The sequence below is a fragment of the Tabrizicola sp. TH137 genome (assembly GCF_002855575.1).
Lineage (GTDB): Bacteria > Pseudomonadota > Alphaproteobacteria > Rhodobacterales > Rhodobacteraceae > Paragemmobacter.
In genome coordinates this window covers 1-20181 of sequence record NZ_PKRQ01000017.1, presented here as the reverse complement: position 1 = coordinate 20181, position 20181 = coordinate 1, and the positions used below count along the sequence as shown (strand labels likewise).

20 protein-coding genes and 3 pseudogenes are annotated in these 20181 nt (G+C 62.1%); 9 read left to right on the top strand and 14 right to left on the bottom strand.

Translation table 11 applies throughout. The features are described 5' to 3' along the window. Nucleotides 1-331 precede the first annotated feature (331 nt). A complete protein-coding gene (locus C0V75_RS21795; RefSeq protein ID WP_101923085.1) occupies nt 332-778 on the top strand; it encodes an HD domain-containing protein in 447 nt (148 codons plus the stop codon). Between the two features lie 17 nt (nt 779-795). Here the strand turns inward: C0V75_RS21795 and C0V75_RS21790 are convergent, their stop codons facing one another. Both C0V75_RS21790 and C0V75_RS21785 read right to left on the bottom strand, forming a co-directional pair. Next, on the bottom strand, nt 796-1371 hold the full coding sequence (locus C0V75_RS21790) for a helix-turn-helix domain-containing protein (RefSeq protein WP_101923084.1): 576 nt from the start codon (nt 1369-1371) through the stop codon (nt 796-798). A 34-nt stretch (nt 1372-1405) separates the two neighbouring features. Continuing rightward, on the bottom strand, nt 1406-1945 hold the full coding sequence (locus C0V75_RS21785; RefSeq protein ID WP_101923083.1) for a peroxiredoxin-like family protein: 540 nt from the start codon (nt 1943-1945) through the stop codon (nt 1406-1408). 47 nt (nt 1946-1992) lie between these two features. On the opposite strand from C0V75_RS21785, the gene C0V75_RS21780 reads away from it, so the two are divergent. Continuing rightward, on the top strand, nt 1993-2772 hold the full coding sequence (locus C0V75_RS21780) for an AraC family transcriptional regulator (RefSeq protein ID WP_158241927.1): 780 nt from the start codon (nt 1993-1995) through the stop codon (nt 2770-2772). Between the two features lie 44 nt (nt 2773-2816). On the opposite strand, the gene C0V75_RS21775 is transcribed toward C0V75_RS21780, so the two are convergent. The 8 genes and pseudogenes from C0V75_RS21775 to C0V75_RS21740 all read right to left on the bottom strand — a co-directional run bounded on the left by C0V75_RS21775 (nt 2817) and on the right by C0V75_RS21740 (nt 8550). After that, a complete protein-coding gene (locus C0V75_RS21775; RefSeq protein ID WP_101923081.1) occupies nt 2817-3410 on the bottom strand; it encodes a TetR/AcrR family transcriptional regulator in 594 nt (197 codons plus the stop codon). Nucleotides 3411-3651: 241 nt separating this feature from the next. Then, entirely contained in the window at nt 3652-3963 is a 312-nt protein-coding gene (locus C0V75_RS21770; RefSeq protein ID WP_101923080.1) for a co-chaperone YbbN, read from the bottom strand. A 280-nt stretch (nt 3964-4243) separates the two neighbouring features. Further along, on the bottom strand, nt 4244-4750 hold the full coding sequence (locus C0V75_RS21765) for a YHS domain-containing (seleno)protein (protein WP_216821501.1): 507 nt from the start codon (nt 4748-4750) through the stop codon (nt 4244-4246). Nucleotides 4751-4789: 39 nt separating this feature from the next. Beyond that, nucleotides 4790-5338 (bottom strand): carboxymuconolactone decarboxylase family protein, encoded by a 549-nt coding sequence (locus C0V75_RS21760; protein ID WP_101923079.1) that lies wholly within the window; start codon nt 5336-5338, stop codon nt 4790-4792. Between the two features lie 254 nt (nt 5339-5592). After that, nucleotides 5593-5732: pseudogene (locus tag C0V75_RS23850) on the bottom strand (patatin-like phospholipase family protein); the annotation flags it as partial. Between the two features lie 111 nt (nt 5733-5843). Then, nucleotides 5844-7079, bottom strand: coding sequence for a bifunctional alpha/beta hydrolase/OsmC family protein (locus tag C0V75_RS21750; RefSeq protein ID WP_101923078.1), 1236 nt, complete (start codon nt 7077-7079; stop codon nt 5844-5846). Nucleotides 7080-7443: 364 nt separating this feature from the next. After that, a complete protein-coding gene (locus C0V75_RS21745) occupies nt 7444-7995 on the bottom strand; it encodes a carboxymuconolactone decarboxylase family protein (RefSeq protein WP_101923077.1) in 552 nt (183 codons plus the stop codon). A 69-nt stretch (nt 7996-8064) separates the two neighbouring features. Next, a complete protein-coding gene (locus C0V75_RS21740) occupies nt 8065-8550 on the bottom strand; it encodes a YkgB family protein (RefSeq protein ID WP_101923076.1) in 486 nt (161 codons plus the stop codon). A gap of 152 nt (nt 8551-8702) precedes the next feature. Between C0V75_RS21740 and C0V75_RS21735 the strand changes: the two genes are divergently transcribed. Then, complete coding sequence (locus tag C0V75_RS21735; protein ID WP_101923075.1) at nt 8703-9305, top strand: TetR/AcrR family transcriptional regulator; 603 nt, start codon at nt 8703-8705, stop codon at nt 9303-9305. A 4-nt stretch (nt 9306-9309) separates the two neighbouring features. Here C0V75_RS21735 and C0V75_RS21730 read toward each other — a convergent pair whose 3' ends face one another. From C0V75_RS21730 to C0V75_RS21710, 4 genes and pseudogenes are all read right to left on the bottom strand, one after another. After that, the gene (locus C0V75_RS21730) at nt 9310-10281 is read right to left on the bottom strand and encodes a YeeE/YedE thiosulfate transporter family protein (protein ID WP_254216573.1); all 972 of its coding nucleotides are present in this window, start codon (nt 10279-10281) and stop codon (nt 9310-9312) included. A gap of 164 nt (nt 10282-10445) precedes the next feature. Next, nucleotides 10446-10718, bottom strand: a complete 273-nt coding sequence (gene grxC, locus C0V75_RS21725) for a glutaredoxin 3 (protein WP_101923074.1) — start codon at nt 10716-10718, stop codon at nt 10446-10448. A gap of 326 nt (nt 10719-11044) precedes the next feature. After that, nucleotides 11045-11209: pseudogene (locus C0V75_RS23845) on the bottom strand (IS481 family transposase); the annotation flags it as partial. Nucleotides 11210-11256: 47 nt separating this feature from the next. Beyond that, nucleotides 11257-12324: a hypothetical protein gene (locus C0V75_RS21710; protein ID WP_101923072.1), complete on the bottom strand. Its 1068-nt coding sequence runs from the start codon at nt 12322-12324 to the stop codon at nt 11257-11259. A gap of 226 nt (nt 12325-12550) precedes the next feature. Here C0V75_RS21710 and C0V75_RS21705 point away from each other — a divergent pair, with 226 nt between their 5' ends. The 6 genes and pseudogenes from C0V75_RS21705 to C0V75_RS21680 form a co-directional block, all read left to right on the top strand. After that, nucleotides 12551-13435 (top strand): recombinase family protein, encoded by an 885-nt coding sequence (locus C0V75_RS21705; protein ID WP_101923071.1) that lies wholly within the window; start codon nt 12551-12553, stop codon nt 13433-13435. Nucleotides 13436-13755: 320 nt separating this feature from the next. Further along, nucleotides 13756-14931, top strand: coding sequence for a plasmid partitioning protein RepA (gene repA / locus C0V75_RS21700; protein WP_101923070.1), 1176 nt, complete (start codon nt 13756-13758; stop codon nt 14929-14931). Nucleotides 14932-14947: 16 nt separating this feature from the next. Beyond that, a complete protein-coding gene (gene repB, locus C0V75_RS21695) occupies nt 14948-15925 on the top strand; it encodes a plasmid partitioning protein RepB (RefSeq protein WP_158241926.1) in 978 nt (325 codons plus the stop codon). A gap of 272 nt (nt 15926-16197) precedes the next feature. Then, nucleotides 16198-17358, top strand: coding sequence for a plasmid replication protein RepC (gene repC, locus C0V75_RS21690; protein WP_101923068.1), 1161 nt, complete (start codon nt 16198-16200; stop codon nt 17356-17358). 152 nt (nt 17359-17510) lie between these two features. Next, entirely contained in the window at nt 17511-19682 is a 2172-nt protein-coding gene (locus C0V75_RS21685) for a ParB/RepB/Spo0J family partition protein (protein ID WP_101923067.1), read from the top strand. A 99-nt stretch (nt 19683-19781) separates the two neighbouring features. Continuing rightward, nucleotides 19782-20090, top strand: a pseudogene (locus tag C0V75_RS21680) (hypothetical protein); the annotation flags it as partial. Nucleotides 20091-20181 lie beyond the last annotated feature (91 nt).

The following is a 20181-nucleotide window of genomic DNA, read 5'->3' as shown; positions in this document are numbered from 1 at the left end:
TGATCAGTTCCGTCGGCTCAGGCCCTGATCTCGACGACGCAAAGAGGGGTCAATTTTGGACGCCGATAGGGGGTCAGTTTTGCGTGCCGATTGACACCTTCAACGGCTTTTGCGCGCTGCACAGGATTCCGTCTCTGGACCGAAGTGGGGGCGGCCAGCCTGGTTGCGGCTCAAGCCACAAGAATGGCGGCACATGTGAGCGGCTGACCTTCTTGCCCAGACCCCTTTCGGGTGTTTGGATGAAGTATCGTTTGGACGGTCGACGCTGCACAGGATTTTGCGCCGTCTGGTACGGGCCGTGGTCCGCATATTTATGTAACAGGAGAAGCAATTGAACCTGCAACGCGCCATCGAAATCGCTGCGGAAGCCCATCGGGAACAAACCGACAAGGCCGGAGCGCCATATCTGCTTCACCCGCTTCGCGTGATGATGAGTTTGGACACCGACGAGGAACGGATCGTGGGCGTACTGCATGACGTGGTCGAAGACGGCCCCGGGTGGACGTTCGAGCGCCTCGAGAAAGAAGGGTTCGGCCCGGCCGTGCTCGACGCGTTGCGCCTCGTCACGAAAAGACCCGAGGATGCAGGAGACAGCGAAGCCGTCTATGTGGCCTTCGTTCGCCGCACCTTGGGCAACAAGATCGCGCGTCGGGTCAAGATGGCCGATATCCTCGACAACCTGAACGCGTCGCGCTTGTCCGCGCTGACTGAGAAGGACATGCGCCGGATGAACCGGTACCTGGCCGCTCTCAGAGAGTTACGGGACGCAGACGCCTGACAAGCTTGAACTGTGGATCATTGGCGCCCAGCCTGAATATCAAAGAGATCTTCGCCCCGTACCCCATCGTGCCTGTCAGGGATCAACTTGCCTTCTGTCGCGCGCGTCTCGACGATGCGCCACATTCGGTATCGTCCCTGCCCTGTCACCTCCCGGATCAGGCCCTTCTCCTCCATCCAGTCGATGTTGCGCTGAGCCGTCGCCCGATGCGCGCCCGTCAAGCGCTCGGCCATTTGCACGGAAACGAGCGGCCAGCTTGTGAAGATGTCCCGCAGCATGGGGGGCGTCTTGCCCGAGAGCGGCGCCATCGCGCGTTCCGCGGTAGCGGCCCAAACCTCGATCTCCTCGAGCCGGCGGAGCGCCGCAAACACGCCGCTCTCCATCGCGTTGAGCCAGCGCGCCAACCGGGTCGCTGGATCCCCGACTGCGCGCAAGCCCCCTCCCCCGCCCATGGCGATCGGCGCGAAAATCGCGCCCGGGGCGCTCCGTGCCGATGCGAGGTCGGCGACCGCTATCCGCGCCGCCGTTACCGCGGCCTCGAGCGGATCGTCGATCTGGGAAAGCTCAGCGACATGCCAGAGGTGAAAGCCCATGCATGCCCGCGTCACGGGATGGAGGTCTTCGGCTTCATCCAAGGCTACCGATGTATTCGCCGCGCGCGGGATAGTTCTTGTCGATGGCGAAATCGACCGCGCCGAGCAGCTCGCGAAAGCTCGGCCGCACAAAAGGCATCGACTGAACCGACAGGTAGTAAATCGAGCGGTCAGCGTTGACGATGAAGAGGCCCGGCTCCGAGAACAGCGCGGGTTCTTCGATCCCGATGGAGGTCTTGCCGCGTGATGTCGAGATATAGAGGCCCCAGTCCCTGGCCGCAGACAAGGCAAGGTCGTGGCCTAAGCGCAGTGCCGTTGCGCCGATCTTGTCGGCCATCGCACGAGCGCGTTCCGCCCCATCAGCGCTGATGGCAATCGTCGCATAGCCGCGTTCTTCGAAGGCCGGGGTCAGTTTTTCAAGTTCCGTCAGATAGGTGGCGCAGATCGGGCAGTGCAGGCCGCGATAAAAGCAAATGACCGTGCCGCGTTCCGGCGTGGCCGTTGTCAGATCGAAAAGGCCGTGATCCAGCGTGGGAACGGTCAGTGCAGGGGCGGTCTGGCGGGGAATGAGCATGGGTTCTTCCGTTGTGAAAGCTTGGTTCCTGATCTACTATGGGATTCATGAATACAGATGTGCCCATATTCGTATCTGATCGTCCCGTTTTGCGTCGGGACCGCCTTTCGGCGCTGATCTCCGCGCTGCGGCCGGTCGCCACGCTTTGTGCGCCTGACGATCCAAAGGCGGCACTGGTCCTGACCGAAACGTCACTGGTCCTGATCGCGCGCCCTCGCGCCGCGCCGGAACCCGATGCGGTAATCGCCGCCCGCCTTGACTGTGCAATGCCTCTGGCTCAAGTTTTCCATGGCAGCCCAGACCGTATGGAGGTTGCGATGGGCGACTGCCCGGATCTTGCCGCGCTTGCCCAAGTGATGACCGCAGAGGCCCAGGCCAATCGTTGCGGGTCGCATCTTGCCATGGCTCGCCTCTTCGAGGCGACGCTGGTTCTGGTGCTGCGCCGGGCGATTGACGCAAGCCCGCCAGAACCCGGTTTGCTGTCCGGTCTGTCGCACCCCCGACTGCACCGCGCGCTGGTTGCCATCCACGCAGCACCTGCCCGACCCTGGACGATCGAGCTGCTGTCAGCCGAAGCCGGTATGTCCCGGTCACGCTTCATGGCAGACTTTACCGACCGTATCGGGACCAGCCCGCTGGCCTATGTGACGCAGTGGCGGATGGGACTCGCACATGTCGCGCTGAACCAAGGCGCTTCGGTTCGCGACGCGGCACGCAGCGTCGGCTATGAAACCGCAGCAGGATTTCGCCGCGCATGGCTCCGCCATTTTGGGGCTTTGCCCTTGGCTGCAGCCCCAGCTGACCACACGGCACAACCCTTCACTTGATCTGGCCGAGGAACGCCGCGGGGGGGCCGGCACAGCGCCTGCAATCAGGCTGCGATCAGATCCCGTCTTGCGGCAATCAGGGCGGCGCCGAAAGGCGCACGATCGTCCAGCGCGCGGCACAGAAGAAGCGCCCCCTGAAGCCGCGCGATGGCGTCCTGCGCGGCTTCGCGCGCTGCGGTCGGTGATGCCCCAGTCTCCTGCAGCGCCTGTTGCAGCGCGTTCATCCAATCTGCGAAAGCGGCACGAATGGCCGGAAAGACTGGTCCAGCCTCGGCACCCACCATCATGCTGGCAATGACGCAGGGTTGATTGCCCCCGTCATAGAGCGTTGTGACGTTTTCAAGCATCGCGTCGATGCGCTCTTGCCGGGTTCCCGATGACAAAAGCGGCTCAACAAGGTTCTGTGTGACCCAACTGCCAACTGCCTCCATCACTGCGGTGGCCATCTCGTCCTTGCCCCCGGGAAAGTGGTGATAGAGCGATGACTTTCCGATGCCCGTCGCTTTTGCGATGCTGGCGATGCTCACGCCTTCGAAGCCGTTCGTGCGGAACAGATCCGTCAACATGACCACGATGGTCTCCCGAGACAGCGTCCCGGTCCGACCATCGATCAGCGGTGAGCCTGTGCTGGCCATCATGACTGGAGGTCCTCTTTTATGGTCAAGATCAGCGTTTCCACATGTCGGGCGCACCTCGAAGCGCTTGAGCCGATGCAGACATTTGTGTCGCGTACCTGCGCCTTGATGACATCAAGTAAAGCGCGGCCGGAGGCCCCACAACCCATTGAGCCTACCTGATGCGCGGAAACAAGCCGGACCAATAAGGCTTCTGCCAAAAGAGCAGAAGCATGTTCACCTTTTGCCGTAGAAACATCGCCACTCAGGCATCGAGAACGGCCGCCAGCGTTTGCCGATCTGTCAGACCGGTAAACCTGCTCAGTATTCGCCCCTCTTTGAACAGCAGAAGCGTTGGAAGGGCGGTCACCTGGAAGACAGCCGCCAGTGCAGGTTCAGCTTCGACATCAACCTTGGCAACAATCGCGCGTGCGCCCATCTTGGCCGCCAATGCGTCAATGATGGGCCCCTGCGCGCGGCAGGGTGCACACCAGTCCGCATGAAAGTCGATCAAGGCGGTGGCGCCGCTGTCGATGACAACCGTCTTGAACGTCTGCGTCGTAAGGGTTTGGGTCAATTCAAGTCTCCAGGATCAGGTGAAACGCCGTGGCCGGAAGCGAAACAGGGTCGATCATGCCACGACAGGATCTGTTCGGGGGCGTTCGAACGTCATGCAGTTTGACGGAGATCTGAAAGCCGAGACGCCGGCGATGACCGATCCGCGTACTCCGCGTGCCATGGTGAGTCTGGGTTCAGATGTCTGTCTTTTGGTTGCCTCGAAGACATACGAAGCAACATGGCAGGTAACGGCGATGCAGTCGAAACAACGCGCGCCGGTTGCCCGGCGCGCACTGACCTCAGTTGAGGTCCTGCGGCGCCCTGTTCTCGATCAAGGGCCAGTTCGCATCGGCCGCCGTCGTGTTTCCGGGCAAATCCGACAGGAATGCGTCGCGCGCCTCGACACTGATGTAGAGAAACAACCGACCGTCATCGCCGATGCGCCAGAGCTCCGGATCACCGTCGAGCTTCTTTTCGAACACCGCGCCGGTCTGGCAGAAACCGCCATAAGCGGGGGCATAGCGGTCCGGTTCGGCCACAAAGGCGTCGCGATTTCCGGCGCTGGCGAACCAGTAGGTTGCGCCTTCGTGTTCCGCAGAGAAGTCGCTGTTGCCGACCGCCGGAGCGCCCTCGGTAAAATAGGCGACAGGGTCATAGCCCCTCAGGCCGACGCCCTGCGCGTCGACGTTGACCGGTGAGGCCGAGGTCACGTCATAGGCCAGTGCAACGCTGGGCGTCAGTTGAACCGCGCCCATAAGGGCAGCAAGCGCCGCGCCCAGAAGCAAGGATTTGTTCAGTTTCTTCATATCGGTGTCTCCTTTTCAAGGTGTTGTGGCAGGCCTGTTTCAGGCAGCCGAGCTGCGAACGACGGGGAAGTCGATATCGGTGCCTAGGACGCCGTTCAGGTAATTGGTCAGGGTATTCAGCGCGACATGAGCCACGATCTCGACCACCTGTGCGTCATCGAATCCAGCGGCTTTGACGGCGGCGACATCAGCATCAACCACATGGCCTCTGTTGCGCACGATCTGGGCGGCAAACTGCACCGCAGCGCGTGCCTTGTCGTCGTGCGAGCTGCCAGCGCGGTTGGCAGCGATTTCCGCTGGGTCGAGCTTCGCAACATTTGTGGCCAGATAGGTATGTGCGGACAGACAGTAGTCGCAGCCGTTGATCTCGGCCACCGCCAGCGCAATGCGTTCGCGTGTCCGCGCGTCAAGCGTGCCCTTGGCCAGCGCACCGTTCAGGCTGAGATACCCCTCCAGCGCTGCCGGGCTGTTGGCGGTTATCCGGAACAGGTTGGGGGCAGAGCCAAGCTGTTTCTTGACCGCCTCAAGAAGCGGTTGAGACGCCGCAGGAGCAGAACCGATATCTACGGGAGTGGGGATGCGGGACATATTGTTATTCCTTGAACCGAACGTTCGGTACATTCCGAACAAAAATGAGATACTATCTCATTGCGGTCACCGCAACTGGGCAGTCTTCCTGCTCACAGAGCTGTGACGACCGAACGTTCGTTTCAGAGACTAGCGCCCGAGTTCTGGGCGAGGGTAAGCCTGAGAAACCGGACGCCACCGCAATCTGGAGATTGACCCTCTGCGCCGCGCGCACCGATCAGCAGTAAAGCCGTCAGCTAGGGCTACGGCGTCCATTGCGCTTGCGGAGGTGCCGGAAATCGCCGCAATCTCGGGCCGCTCATCCTCGAGCAGATGATCCTGCACGCCCCACCCAGGTAAAGGCGCCATGAGAGCCGTCGCCTTGCAGCGCCAGATTTAGGCGTTTGGCGCCGATCGTCCGTTTGTGCGGGTGATCTGTGCCATCAGTCTGCCGTCCGGCCGTTATCGACCGCCACTGGAGCGCCGGCGGGGCGTGCGGCCGACAGGGACAGGATTGCAACCGGGGTCATGCCGCGTGCCGCTCGGGTTTCAACTCGGTCAGAATGATGGCTTGCCCGTGCAGTGTCCGGTGGACAGGGCATTTGTCGGCAATGGCCAGCAAAGCGGCGCGCTGGTCATCGGTCAGATTGCCCGTCAGCCGGATCACGCGGGAAAACACATCGACCTTGGCCTGCCCCTTGTCACAATCTGCGCAATCTTCGGTGTGACAGCGGTCATGGCGCACCTCGCAAGAGACATGCGCCAAGGGGATCCCTTTGCGCCGGGCATAAAGCCGGATGGTCATGGTGGTGCAAGCGCCCAGACCGGCCGACAGCAACTGATAGGGACTTGGGCCCAGATCGGTGCCGCTCATCGCCTCGGGTTCATCCGCGACCAACTGTTGGCGGTTGTTCACGATGATATCCTGGCGAAAGCCTGACGCCTCGGCCTCGGCCACGCGGACAACCCCTTCAGGCGCATCAGCGTGCGTGGGTTCGGGCGACAGGTCCAGATAGCGCGAGGACCAGGCCGAAATCAGATCGGCGGCGTATTCGGCATCTGCTTCGCGCGTCAGCAGATGGTCGGCATCATCCAGCGAGACAAAGCTTTTCGGGTGCCGGGCGGCGACAAAGATGCTTTGGGCGTTGTCGATCCCCACCACGCTGTCGCGCGGGGCATGCAGCACCAAAAGCGCCGCCCCCAGACGTGGCAGCGCATCGGCCAGCGACGCGGCAGAGATATCGTCCAGAAACTGGCGTCGGATTGTCAGGTCACGGCCCCCAAGACTGACAATGGCTTCGCCCTGCGTGCGGATCTCGTCAAACTTGCCGCCAAAATTATGCGCCACATGGGCTGGGTCCGCGGGTGCCCCGATGCTGACAACAGCGCGCAGCCCCTGCACCTGCGGCGCGGCCTTCAGCACCGCCTCCCCGCCCAGCGAATGCCCGATCAGCAATTGTGGCGCCATGCCTTGCGCTGTCATCCAGCCCACAGCGGCCAACAGGTCGCCCACATTCGACGAAAAGTTGGTATTGGCAAATTCGCCCCCGGAATGGCCCAGCCCGGTGAAATCGAACCGCAGCACCGCAATGCCCAAGGCCGCCAGCCGCCCAGAGATGCGCCGCGCTGCTGCGATATCCTTTGAACAGGTAAAGCAATGCGCCAGCAGCGCAGCCGCCCGCACCCGCCCTTCTGGCCGATCCAGCCGCGCGGCCAGGGTATCGCCCAAGCCCCCTGTGAAAGTGATGCGTTCGGTCTTCATGGCGGCCCTCTGGAAATAGCATTAAGTCAAGTTGGTGGTCGAATACTGCGGCCTGCGCCGCCCTGCACCTTGTTCGATTGTAACTGGGCCAGGATGGCTCTTATGCGGCCATCTATTTCCGGTCATCATCGCGTCCGGCACAAGCGCCGGTGTCAGGTCGCGCGTTGCACGCACCTTTCCGCCAAGCGCATGGTATGCAGATCGCTTGCTCCGAATTGCTTGTTACATGTCGGGCGAGACAACATTCTGTGAGCGGACCCGGTTGCTACGGTTCTGACATGATTAGATAATGTGGGACGACGGATTGGGCGTGCGCTTCGGGGCCGACGAACAGTCGCCGGCCCCCGGTTGCATGTTCAGAGTGTCAGCCCACCTTGTGGGCCGACGGGTCGATCTCGGGGAAATCGATGACGGTTTGGGCGACATGGTTGATGTAGTTGGTCAAGATGTTGGCCACGACGTTCGCCACGGTTTCGATGACCTCGCCATCGGTTGCACCAGCGGCGCGCACCGCCGCGAGGTCAGCATCGGCCACCTCGCCGCGCGTGGCCACGACCCTGCGGGCGAAGACCAGCAAAGCGGCCAGCTTTTGATCCGAGGACGAACCACCGAGCCGGGCAAGAATCTCTTCTTGCGGCACCTTCATCCCCGAAGAGATGGCGACATGCGCTGATGCGCAATAGCCGCAGGCATTCGCCCCGGCGGTGGCAAGGGCAATCGCCTCGCGGGTCGAGGCATCAAAGCTGCCTTTGCCCAAGGCGGCACCGATTTGCAGATAGGTGTCCAGCACAGCGGGTTCCTGCGCCATGACGCGCATCAGGTTGGGCGTCATGCCGATGCTCTTGCGAACACCGTCAAGCAGGTCCTTGGCGCGGCCGGTTGCGACAGCGGGATCGACGAGGGAAATACGGGACATTTCAGGTTTCCTTTGGGTTTTGAGGGTTTCGAGTGGGTAGAAGTCGGGACGATTGTCAGGGGGCGCGGGTCAACCGCGCCGCAGGTCCGAAAGCGCATCGCCAAGCGCCCAGATCGCGATTCCCAGCAACGGCAGATCCTTGATCAGGAATTGGCCGGGCACGACGGACAGGAAGGGAAATCCACCAAGGCTAGGCTCCCAGCCCGGGGCGCTGAACAGAAAGGTCAGGGTCGTGATCAGCGTCGCGGAAATCACCGCCGCACCGGCAGCACCGGCCCGGGCGGACCAGGGGCGAAGTGCTAGCAGGATCGCGGCCGAAACTTCGACGACGCCGATGGCTGCGGAAAGCCCGCGGACGCTGAAGACGCCATAGAGCCAGGACAAGAGCGGGCTCGAGGCGACAAGGCCCTGGATCGCTTCGGCCTCGTAGGCGGTGAATTTCATCAGGCCGATCGCGGCGAACACAAAAGCCAGCCCAAAGACAGCGATATTGCGGCCGTGATTGCTGAGTGGGGATCCGTTACGGTCAACGGTTTGTATCGAGTAGTCGGTCATTCGAGTTTCCTTGGGTTCGAGGCGGTCGCACGGTGGCGATGTGCGGCTTCTAACTGTTAGGAACCGATTGGTCTATAATCCTCAGCGCACGTTTTCGTGAGTTATGGACCAATCGGTTTCTTACAGGTATACTGACGTCAGGAGGTGCAGCGATGGCACGACCGCGCGAATTCGACATGGACGAGGCGACGGAACGCGCGATGGCGCTGTTCTGGTCCGGCGGGTATGAGGACGTCTCGCTCGCCGATCTGCTGGAGGGCATGCAGCTGTCCCGGGGCAGCCTGTACAAGGCCTATGGTGAGAAACATGCGGTCTGGCTTGCCGCGCTCGATCTTTATGACCACCGGGTGGTCCAACCCACTGCGGCGGCCCTTTCGGATGTTGCGGCTGGCTCGGGGCTTGTGCGCCTGGCTCGATTCCTAGACGCCCCGGCAGCCGCTGTCCGCACAGGGGATGACCGCCGTGGGTGTTTCCTGTGCAACGCCGCGGTGGACCGTGCCGCCTCTGACGGTGATACCCGGGAGCGTGTGCTTTCCATGTTCCTGAACATCGAGCATGGCATTCGGCTGGCTTTGGCGGATGTCGCCGCCGACCACGGTTGGCCCCCCGCCGTCGTCGACAAGAAGGCAAAGACGACGCTAGCGGTTTACGTCGGGCTTCGGGTTCTCGTGCGGGCCGGCACCGCGCTGGACACGATCGATACGATCACGGCCGCCCATCTTGAGACGCTCTCCGAAATCCCGCAGCCGAGTTGAGGGTTTACCTGTCGCGACCGGTCGCGATGAAGGACAGGCACAAGACCACCATCATCGCGGCGTAGCCGGCCAGCGCATGCGGCGCCACGGATGGTACGCCAAAGATCAGCATCGTGCCGTTTCCACCGGGGATCGCGGCGGCACTGGCGCCCATCACAAGTCCACCGCCAAGGCAGCGCAGAGTGGCATGACGTCCATCCCAGCGCAGCTGGAAGTGGCCCGACCTCCAAGCGGCGATCGCGCCTCCGGCTGCGACCGTCGCCGCCGCGAGAATGGCCACCAGACCATCCTCCGACGGGACTGCGCCGACAAGTCCGGCCGCCCGTTGCGACAAAACGCTGAGATACGTCCACTGCCCGGCCATTGCATAGAAAAGCCCACCACAAACGCCGAGCAACAGCATGGCGCGGTAAGGGCCTATGCGCATGGCGGAGGGATCACGGAGCGTCCGCAGCCAACGGGGCATTCGCCGCGAGAGAGCGATGACGACAATCGCAAGGAACATGAGAACGGCAGCAAGCGCCTCCATTGTCGGCACCCCGAGCGGCGATGGGCGGAGATCGGACGCCGCGCCACCGCCGTGCCCTGACATCGCGATCAGCACGGCGCCTGCGACCATGCCCAGCACGCTGGCCGTATAGGACAGGTTGCCGCCGGTCAGGTTGGACAGCGTCCCGAGGGCGCATGCCCCGTTGAGCCTTGCGCCAAGACCGAAGAGTGCCCCTGCCACCAGCACCGTCGCGCTCACCGGATACCCAGGCGACAGTGAGACGGTTTCCGGCCACACCCAGTGCGCCGGGACAATCACGAGGCCGGACCCAGCTGCTGTGACCGCGAAGGACCGCAATCGCGCTGTCCGGCGTTGCCGCACGAGGCTCTCGGCCGCTGCCACGGCACAAACCGAACCGCGACGGATCGCGTAGCCCAAGCAAAGGGCAAGCAAGAGGAGAAACGGAAGGATCAGGGGCGGCACCATGTCAGTAGCAGCGGTCGCCGTCGATATAGCGGAACCCCAGCTTGGACCGGGCCGGTGGTCCCGGGACCCGCGCGAGGTCTCCGGTTCTCACGACGTTCTCCATTTCGAAATGGCGGACAGGTCGCCACGGTCTTGTGCAAGCGCGGACATGTCGGTTCGCGTTCTCAACCGGCCGCGCGGCCTCGCAGCAAGGGATCAAGACGCCCTGCGTTGTCGAGAGCGACGAGGTCGCTGTTGCCGCCTACATGCAGGTCGCCGATGAAGATCTGCGGCACGGTTGTCCGCCCGCCCGCCCGCGCGATCATCTCGGCCCGGCGCGCGGGGTCGTCGGTGATGTCATAGTTCATGAAGGCTAACCCCTTTGCTGTCAGCCGCGCCTTGGCAGCCTTGCAGTAGGGGCAATAAGCCTTGGTGTAGAGGGTGATGGAGGGTTTCATCTCATTGGTCCTGCAAGGTGGAAGAGGATAAGTGGTAAGCGCCGGGTTGGATTACCGTGAGCACGCTTTAGGGCGGTAGTTGGCAGATATGTACCAATCGGTCCACAATAAGCCAATCACGGTTCGGAGAGGGATGCGCGAGATGCAGCGGCCCAAACGTCCAGAGGAGGTCGACATCGACGAGGCGCTGCCGAAGCTCATGCAATTGTTCCGAGAACGCGGCCATGAGCGCCAGGGCTTTGGCGACATAACGACCGCCACAGCTATAGGCAGGGCGAGCACCTGAACCGCCTTAGAAAAGCGGACACTACAAGCTGACTCTGCCAGGTTTTCGGTCCCGGCATCTGGTGGATCGGGTTTAGAATGAAGCGATCTGGCTCTGATGCCCAGATTTTGCAATTGTATCCGTAGGGTGTGAGACCGCCAAGCGTCTTCCGTCTGCGTGCTCAGTTGTAGCCTGCGAGGACGTCGGCAAGGTGCGTCGAAAACTGCTCGGGGCAATCCTGTTCCCCGACGGCCGGTGGCCCATTCAGTACCTTCAGTTCGTCGCGCGCCACATCCGATAGCGCCCCTGCCCGGTCATCTCACGGATCAGGCCCCGCGCTTCGATCCAGGCAAGGTTGCGCTGGACGGCCGCGCGACTGGCGCCCGTCAGCGCCTCGGCCATCGGGGCAGAGACGAGTGGCCATTCGGTCAGCACGGCGCGCAAGGCCGGTGGCGTGCGCCCCGACAACAGCACCATCTCGGCTTCCGCCCGCGCCGACCACGCCTCGATATCGTCCAGATGCCGCATCGCGGTCAGGCATGCCGTCTCCATCCAGTCGAGCCAACGTGTGAAGCGCTCAGCAGGTGGCCCTCCGGCGCGAAGCCCCCCTGCCCCACCCATGGCCAGCGGTGCGAATATCGCCCCCTTGCTCTCGCTTGCCACAATGCGCGCGGCCGTGACTGCCGCTTCCATTCGATCGCCCTGCTGCCCAAGACCCGCGAGGCTCCACAGGTGAAACCCCATGCAGGCGCGGGTGATCGGGTGAAGATCGGCGGCTTGCGCCATCATGTCGAGCCAGCTTCCAGCGCGATCCGCAAAGGGTTCAGCTTCATCGACCATGTTTTCGGGGTCGCGGCGGTCGAGGAAGGTGGACAGGTCCACTTCTGGGCCGGGGCCGCCTGTTAGACGACGCACCGCCCATCCGACACGCGCCAACGCCGCCGTGTCGTCCTGGACGCCGGACAGGCGTAGCGAGATCCAGAGCGCCAGCCGGTCTTGGCTTATCCGGTCGCCTACGAACCAGCTAAGGTCTGCGGCCTCCATCAGCGCAAGCCTGTGCCGCCAGCCTTCCGGGCCACGCTTCAGCCGGTCGTCCAGCGCGCCGAACCGACCGGCGACACGGGCGAGGCGGGCGGCGTTGCCCGCCTCAGCGCGCTGCCAATCGTCGAGGACCGCGGTTTCGCGCGGTTCGGCCCGTGGTCCCGGCGGCAAATAGTCCGGCTCGTCTTCCATCGGACCGGGTAGGAACCAAAGGTCGTCCTCGGACGCCTGTTCGACCTCCTCCGCGTCGATGACGAGGGCGTCCGATTCATCATATACAGAAGGACTATTAGGCATCATATGTGCAAAATACGGCCGTTTTGCATTTTACCCAAGGGTTTTTTCCGAGCGTGCCTGGATACGTTATATAGCACGCGCGCGCGATGGTCTGCGAGAGCTCTCCGTTCACGCTCAGCGTATGGAAACCAAGGGCATTCTGCTGAACAGCACCACAGAGAGCGGCCTTGCATCCGTTTACAAACGGTCGTTTAGTGGCGCTATGTGAAACTGCAAACGGCCTGCTTTGATGCCGCTGATCGGCTACGCGCGCGTCTCGACCGAGGATCAGACCCCCCTGCCCCAGTCGCAGGCCCTGAAATCCGCGGGCTGCATCGAGATCCACGAGGAGCAGGCCTCGGGCGGCGACCGCGCACGGCCCGTGCTTGCCCGTGTGCTCGAGCGGATTGGCAAGGGCGACACGCTGGTCGTCGTGCGCATCGACCGTCTGGCGCGGTCGCTTTCGCATTTGTTGGAAGTAATCGAGCGGCTGGAGACGAAAGGCGCCTTCTTCCGCTCGCTCATCGACCCGATCGACACGTCCTCCCCGCAGGGCAAGTTCACCCTCCAAGTCCTGGGCGCCGCCGCTGAGTTCGAGCGCGCCCTAATCCGCGAACGCACCAAGGCTGGGCTGGCCAGCGCACGAACCAAAGGCCGGATCGGCGGCAACCCGGGTCTACGAGCCCACGATCCCGCCGCGCTGCGCAAGGTGCGGCTGGCGCGGCAGGACGGATACATGGAGCGCCTGAACGAGACGGCGCAAGACTGGGTTCCCCATGTTCGCCGCCTGCGCCCGGACCTGGCCTGGGAAGACGTAGTGCGCATCGTCAACGGCCCCTTGCCCCGCGAGCGCCAATGGACGCAAAGTCGGCTTCTGCGCGCGGTCAACGCCTATGTTCGGGACGGCTTCCTACCGCCGACGGTACTGGACCGCGCCGGCCGCCGCGAAACCGACGACCGCCTGCCCGCCATCGTCGCCGCCATTAAGGGAGCGGACCCGGACATCACGCTTCAGGCGATCTGCACCCGACTGGAAGCAATGCGCGAGCGCACGCCTCGCGGGCGGACAAGCTGGCAGCCTTCTTCGGTGAAGATGCTGCTGGAACGGGCGGAGAAGCTGGGGCTGTTGCCTTGACGATTCGAAAGTGCGCTCATCCTTAGAAGGCAGTACTGGCGACAGCACCACAACATGTAGCAAGCGTGAACTCTGCCTGAGCCGGTAGAAGTTCATGTTTTTCAATGTCATGACGGTCAGTAAGGCTGACGACGTGCCCGCTCATCCGTCAGCATCAGTTACGAGCTGTAGAATTTTCTTGCACCACTGTCAGACATGACGCATTCATTGTTGTAGCGGAAAATCGCGAGAATTTCGGTTTTCTGCGCTACAAAGAAAACGTGGCTCCAAGGAGCACAGTGAGTGTGGGTAAACCGCACCACGATCTGGATGAGGGCAGTATGACCGAAGAGCGTGTTTTTGCAGAGCTCCAGAGCGACGCATCCACACTGCATGAGTCGATCCGGATGCATTTGGAGCGCAATTTTGCGCCTGACGCCCGGAAGTACTTGAGAAGCTTTTCATCGACAGAAGCGGCGGAATTTCTCGGGCTCGCGCCTGGTCACCTGCGCAAACTCCACGCGGAGGACAAGATCCCCGACGTCCCGCTCGATGAGCGTGGAAGGAAACTGTACTCAGCCGACGACCTTGCGCAGATCCGTTTGGCTCTGGCGCGAACCACTCGCGACCCTTCGCTTTATCTGCGCGGGCGGGTCGGATCAGAGCCGCTGCAGATAATCTCTTGCGTGTCGTTCAAGGGCGGGTCAGCGAAGACGACGACCGCGGCATATCTCAGCCAATGGTATGCCTTGCACGGCTACCGGGTGCTGGTGATCGACATGGACCCGCAGGCCTCGCTTTCGTCGATGACCGGTTTGCGGCCTGAAATCGACTTCACGCATCAAGGCACGATCTATGATGCCATCCGGTATGAGAACCCTGTGCCGATGAGCGAGGTGGTGCGGAAAACCTACTTCCACGGCCTGGACATAGCCGCCGGTGGCCTGATCCTGTCGGAGTATGAGACCGAGACCCCCTACGCCCTTCGACGTGGCTCCGAACCACCCTTTTACCTGCGGCTTCGCGAAGCAATCCTCTCGGTTGAAGCCAACTATGATCTGGTGTTCATCGATTGCCCGCCGCAGCTTGGGTTCTTGACCCTCTCGGCTCTTGTGGCCTCGTCTTCGATCATCATTCCAGTGGTGCCAAACTTTATCGACGTGGCATCCTTGGCCCAGTTTCTGACCATGACCTCATCATTGCTCGATACGATCAGGGACGCAGGAATGACGTTGGAGTACGACTTTCTCCGCTACCTGGTCTCTCGCTTCGAACCTTCGGACGGGCCGCAAGCGCAGGTTGCCGGACTGCTACGCGCCAACTTTGGCAAACGCGTGATGACCGAGACGTTTCTGAAGTCCACAGCCGTCTCGGACGCTGGCCTTACACATCAGACGTTGTTCGAGGTCGGTCGCGGTAGCATGAACCGCAACACTTATGACCGCGCGATGGAATCAATCAACGCTGTCGCGCGGGAGCTGGAACAAGACATCCACAGAGCATGGGGGCGCGGCTGAGATGGCCAGGAAGAACATGTTCGAAGGCATCACTCCCGCCTCTCGGCCGGAAGAAGATGCCAAGGCACCCCTGCCCCGCCCGACCGCCAAGATGCCAGAAGTGTTTCAAAGTGCTGGGCCGATCGCAGCCATCCGCAACGATCTGCGCAGTGTCGGGGCTCGATCAGTGCAGGACATCGATCCCGAACTGATTGAAGACACCGGGCTAAAGGATCGCATCGGAGCGCTAGACGACGACATCGCCGACCTGCGCGAAAGCATTTCCAAACACGGCCAGCAGGTTCCGATCCTGTTGCGGCCGCACCCGAAACTGAGCGGTCGGTATCAGGTGGTTTACGGGCGCCGCAGGCTTGCTGCAATCCGTGGCTTGGGAACGCCGGTCAAAGCCCTGATCCGCACCCTTTCCGACGAAGAGGCGGTCCTAGCGCAAGGCCAGGAAAACAACCTTCGCAAGGACCCGTCTTTCATCGAGAAAGCCTTGTTTGCAGGCGATCTGGAGGAGGCGGGCTACGATGCGCGCGTGGTTCAGGACGCGCTAAACGTGAACCGCAGCCATACGTCGCACATGCGCAAGGTGCGCGAGGCATTTCCGAGACAAGTGCTGGAACGCATCGGTGCGGCGCCCTCAATCGGATGGAAACGCTGGTACGAACTCGCCGTTGTGGTGCTTGAGAAGAAGATCGACGTTCTTTCCGTCCACCCTTCCCCCTTCCCTGAAGGTTCCAGCTCGGACGAGCGATTTGCAGCCTGGGTGAAAGCTCTTCCAAGGGCGGATACCCCTAAGGAGAAACGCCAACCGAGGGGCACAACGCCCTTCACGCTTATGGCGCAAGATGGGTCTGCTCTGGGAGAGGTCGCCCTTACCAAAGGGGCATTGGGCTTCCGGCCATCGGCGCAACACAGGGATTTCGCGGCGTGGCTGCATTCAAACGCGGATGACGTCTTCCCGCGCCTGCATGAAGAATTTCTCAGTCAGTCCAAGAAGAAGGACTGAGGAAATGCAACGAGAACAACAGAGGAGCAGTGTCGGAAAAGGATAGGCCTCCCGAATGGAAACCACCCGGAAGGCCCGCGCAAAACACAGGGCGCCAACCCTGAGAATGCTCATCTTCTAGCACGAGCAGACTAGCGCAGGCCCGAATCGCACGCAACATCGCTTCGCGGTGATCAGATATCTTTTATCCTTTTTCTGGAGAAGAACGGACACCGACAGGCAGGGTTGCAAGGTCTTCACTCGGCTGACCCGAGCGTTCCGCCCGATTCAACATGGAACATGTCATATCTTCGCCCGTGCAGCGGCACGTTCGGCGCACCAATTCCTCATATCTAAACGACCGCAGCACTGTGACGCCGGTTAAGACGGAAGACGCGCGCTGGTCGCTTCTGGATTTGGTACGCCGTTGCCGCAAACCTCTTGGTCTGAGAGACCGCGACATTGCGGTTCTGCGAGGTCTTCTGTCGTTCGTGCCCCAGTCGGCCGACCCAAACTCACTTGTTGTCTTTGCCTCCAACAGGGCGTTGATCGAGCGCTGTGACGGGATCGACGAACGCACACTAAGGCGCCGCCTCACCAATCTGAAGGCAAACGGATTGCTGGCTCGAAAGTCGAGCCCGAACGGAAAGCGATATCGGGTACAAGATGAGTGCGCCGAAGCTAAACTAACCTACGGCATCGACCTCGCGCCGCTCTTCGGCATCCGCGATCACCTCATCGCACTTGCAGAAGAATGCTCCCGAGAAGAAATTCGGTGCAAAGCGCTCCGGTCAGTGATCAGGGACATCCTTTACCACGGGGCTGCGAGCATTCAGCCCGCACTTCACGACCTTGCGTGCCGCTCACTGCGTCGTTCATTGTCTTCAGAACAACTGGCCGGTCTCATTCAGGAACTGCAGGAAAACCTTCCCCAGACAAGCGCTGAGACATCGTCAGTTGCAGATGCAGTGACCGTCAGCGACAGTCAAAATGTCCGGCACATTCAGAAGTCAAAGAAAGAAAACTATGAATCTGAAGCTGCGCCTGAGAAAATAAGCACAGCCAATCGATCCAGCGATCCAGAAAGCACCGATGTCGGACAAACCAGCGATATCACGGTGTCTGAGTGCATGGCCCTGGCCAAGAATGCAGCATCCTTCGCTGCCGTAACTGCAAAGGATTGGGGCGATGTCGTTCGATTGTCCGACACCCTTGCTCCGGCGGTTGGACTAGCGAAATCCGACCTAGAGACTGCACGAAAAGCGATGGGCGCGCTTGGCTCAGCACTTGCCATTCTTGGTATAATTGAGGCGTTCGACAGAATTCGGCAGCCTAGGGCCTATCTACAAGCACTGGCTAATCGGGCAGCAAGTGAAGGCATCGACTTCGTTCGTATGTTCCGCTCCCTCACAAACTGCAGCGCTCCGTCAGCGCGCCGCATGACCATTGCTTGATGTATACCCGGGTAAACATAACCCCCTCTTGCTCCATGTATACCCCGGTAAACATGGAGCCAACTTCGAAGAGTGAAAGGTTGGGGGTTTGAGGGCTGACGGGAAGTGAGATCGGGAGAGTGGCTTCCGGCGCCCGTCGTGGAGAAGATCTGATGGCGAAAGCAGCTCAGAAAATCACCCTGTCCCCCTCACGGGACATCCCCTTCGACAAGCTCGTGCTGAGCCAGTCCAACGTGCGGCGCATCAAGGCCGGCGTATCGGTCGAGGAGCTGGCCGAGGACATCGCGCGGCGCGGGCTCCTGCAGAGCCTGAACGTGCGGCCCGTGGTCGATGCTGATGGTGTCGAGACCGGCACGTTCGAGATCCCGGCCGGGGGTCGTCGTTTCCAGGCGCTGTCGCTGCTGGTGAAGCAGAAGCGGCTGGCGAAGACCGCGCCGATCCCCTGCATCGTGCGAGATGCGGCGTCGGAGATTCTCGCCGAGGACGACTCGCTGGCGGAGAACATGCAGCGCGTCGCCCTGCACCCGCTGGACCAGTTCCGCGCCTTTCAGGCTCTGCGCGAGAAGGGCCAGGGCGAGGAAGTGATAGCGGCGGCCTTCTTCGTGACGCCGCAGATCGTCAAGCAGCGCCTGAAGCTCGCCTCCGTGGCCCCTGCCCTGCTCGACGTCTATGCCGAGGATGGCATGACGCTCGAACAGCTGATGGCGTTCACGGTGAACCCCGACCACGGGCGTCAGGTGCAGGTCTGGGACGCGGTGAAGAACTCCTGGAACAAAGAGCCCTACGCCATCCGCCGCATGCTGACCGAGAGCTCGGTTCGGGCCTCGGATCGTCGCGCCGTCTTCGTCGGTATCGATGCCTATGAGGCCGCGGGCGGTGTTGTGCTGCGCGATCTCTTCCAAGGCGATGATGGTGGTTGGCTCGAGGACCCTGGCCTTCTCGATCGGCTGGTGGCCGAGAAGCTTCAGGCTGAAGCCGAAGCGCTCACTTCCGAAGGCTGGAAGTGGATCGAGGTCGCGACCGACCTACCCTATGGCTACAGCCACGGTCTGCGGCGTCTCGTCGGTGATCCCGCGCCGATGACCGACGAGGAAAGCGCGGCCCACGCTTCGCTCCTCGCCGAGTATCGTGCGCTGGAAGAGGAGTGTTCCGGCCAAGACGAATACCCCGAGGAGATCGATGCCCGGCTCGGTCAGCTCGAGATGGCGATGGAAGCGCTCGAACAGCGGCCGCTGATCTACAACCCGGCCGAAATCGCGCGCGCTGGCGTATTCGTGACGCTGGATCGCGACGGCGGCCTTGCGGTCTATCGCGGCTATGTCCGGCCGGAGGACGAGCCGCGCGAGGAGACCGCGGTCCAAGATGGTGATGGCGCGGACGTCACGGGGCAGGGGGGTGATGTCGGTGTTTCCAGCTGGAAACCATCGGCCACCTTCGCCGGGGGCACCGTCATCACTTCGGGTGGTCAGCCGATCGGCGCGGATGCGTCTGATGAGGAAGATGACGGTGCGCAGAAGCCGTTGCCCGAGCGGCTGGTCATGGAACTGACGGCCCACCGGACCCTCGCGCTGCGCGAGGCCATCGGGCGGTCGCCGGGCGTGGCGCTGACGCTGCTGCTTCTGAAGCTGGTGAGGGATACCTTCCGCACCTCCTCTGCTTCGGGCAGCTGTCTCGAGGCCTCCGTGCGCCATGTCTACATGTCCGCTCAGGCGCCCGATCTGAAGGACAGCGTCGTCGCAAAGCTGGTCGATGAGCGTCACGCCGCCTGGGAGGCCGATCTGCCTCTTGGCGATGATGCTGCGCTCTGGGACTATCTGACAGTCCTCGATCAGGGCAGCCGTCTGGCTCTCCTGGCGCATTGCCTCAGCTTCGGCATCAACGCGCTCCATGAGAAGGTGAACCCCTATGGGGCGGGCATCTCCGCCAGCGGTCTGACCCGCCGCATGGCCCATGCCGATCTGGTGGCCCGTGCCGTCGATCTCGACATGGTCGAGGCGGGATGGGAGCCGACGGTCGATGGCTATCTCAACCGTGTGCCCAAGGCCCGGATCCTCGAGGCCGTGCGCGAGGCGAAGGGCGAGGGGACCGCGCAGCTGCTCGATCATCTGAAGAAGGGCGAGATGGCCACCGAGGCCGAGCGGCTTCTCAAGGGCAGCGGCTGGTTGCCCGAGGTCCTGCGCCGCGCCGATCTAGCAGTGGACGACGGCGAGGAGATTGCAGAAGGGCAGGGGGAGGACGCGGTCCAGCCCGAGGATGTCGATCTTCCGGCCTTCCTGACCGCCGATTTGCCGGACAGCGTCGCGGCGATGATGGCGGCAGAGTGATCTGAGCCATCCGGGGGCGGGGAAACCCGCCCCTACTCCAACAAAATACAACAATATCAATATTATGAATGCGGATACCCGCATTCCGGATGAGGAATCATGTCTGCAACAACCATCATCGACACAGCCCCTCTCGGGGCGCTGATCCGCTACACCGACGGCAGTCCCAAGCCGCCGGCACGTTTCACCAAGAAGCTTGCCGCCTGGGAGCGCTCGAACGGTGTCGGGCGCCTTGTGAAGAAGGAGCCGCCTCGGGTCTATCCGACCTGGACGGCACCGGCCTCTTTTACGCTGCATGAAGGGAACTTCTCCTCGGACGGGGTCATCCTCGTCACCATCATGCGCAGTCATTCGGCAGACAGCCGTCTGATCTTTGAGGTGGCGGAGGAACTGAAGCCCGGGTGTGTTTCGGCGTGCAATTTTGACCCCCTAAGGCGGGGTATCGGCGTCCAATTTTGACCCCCCTGACGTTCTGTCAGACCGTTCGTTGCGAGGCAGC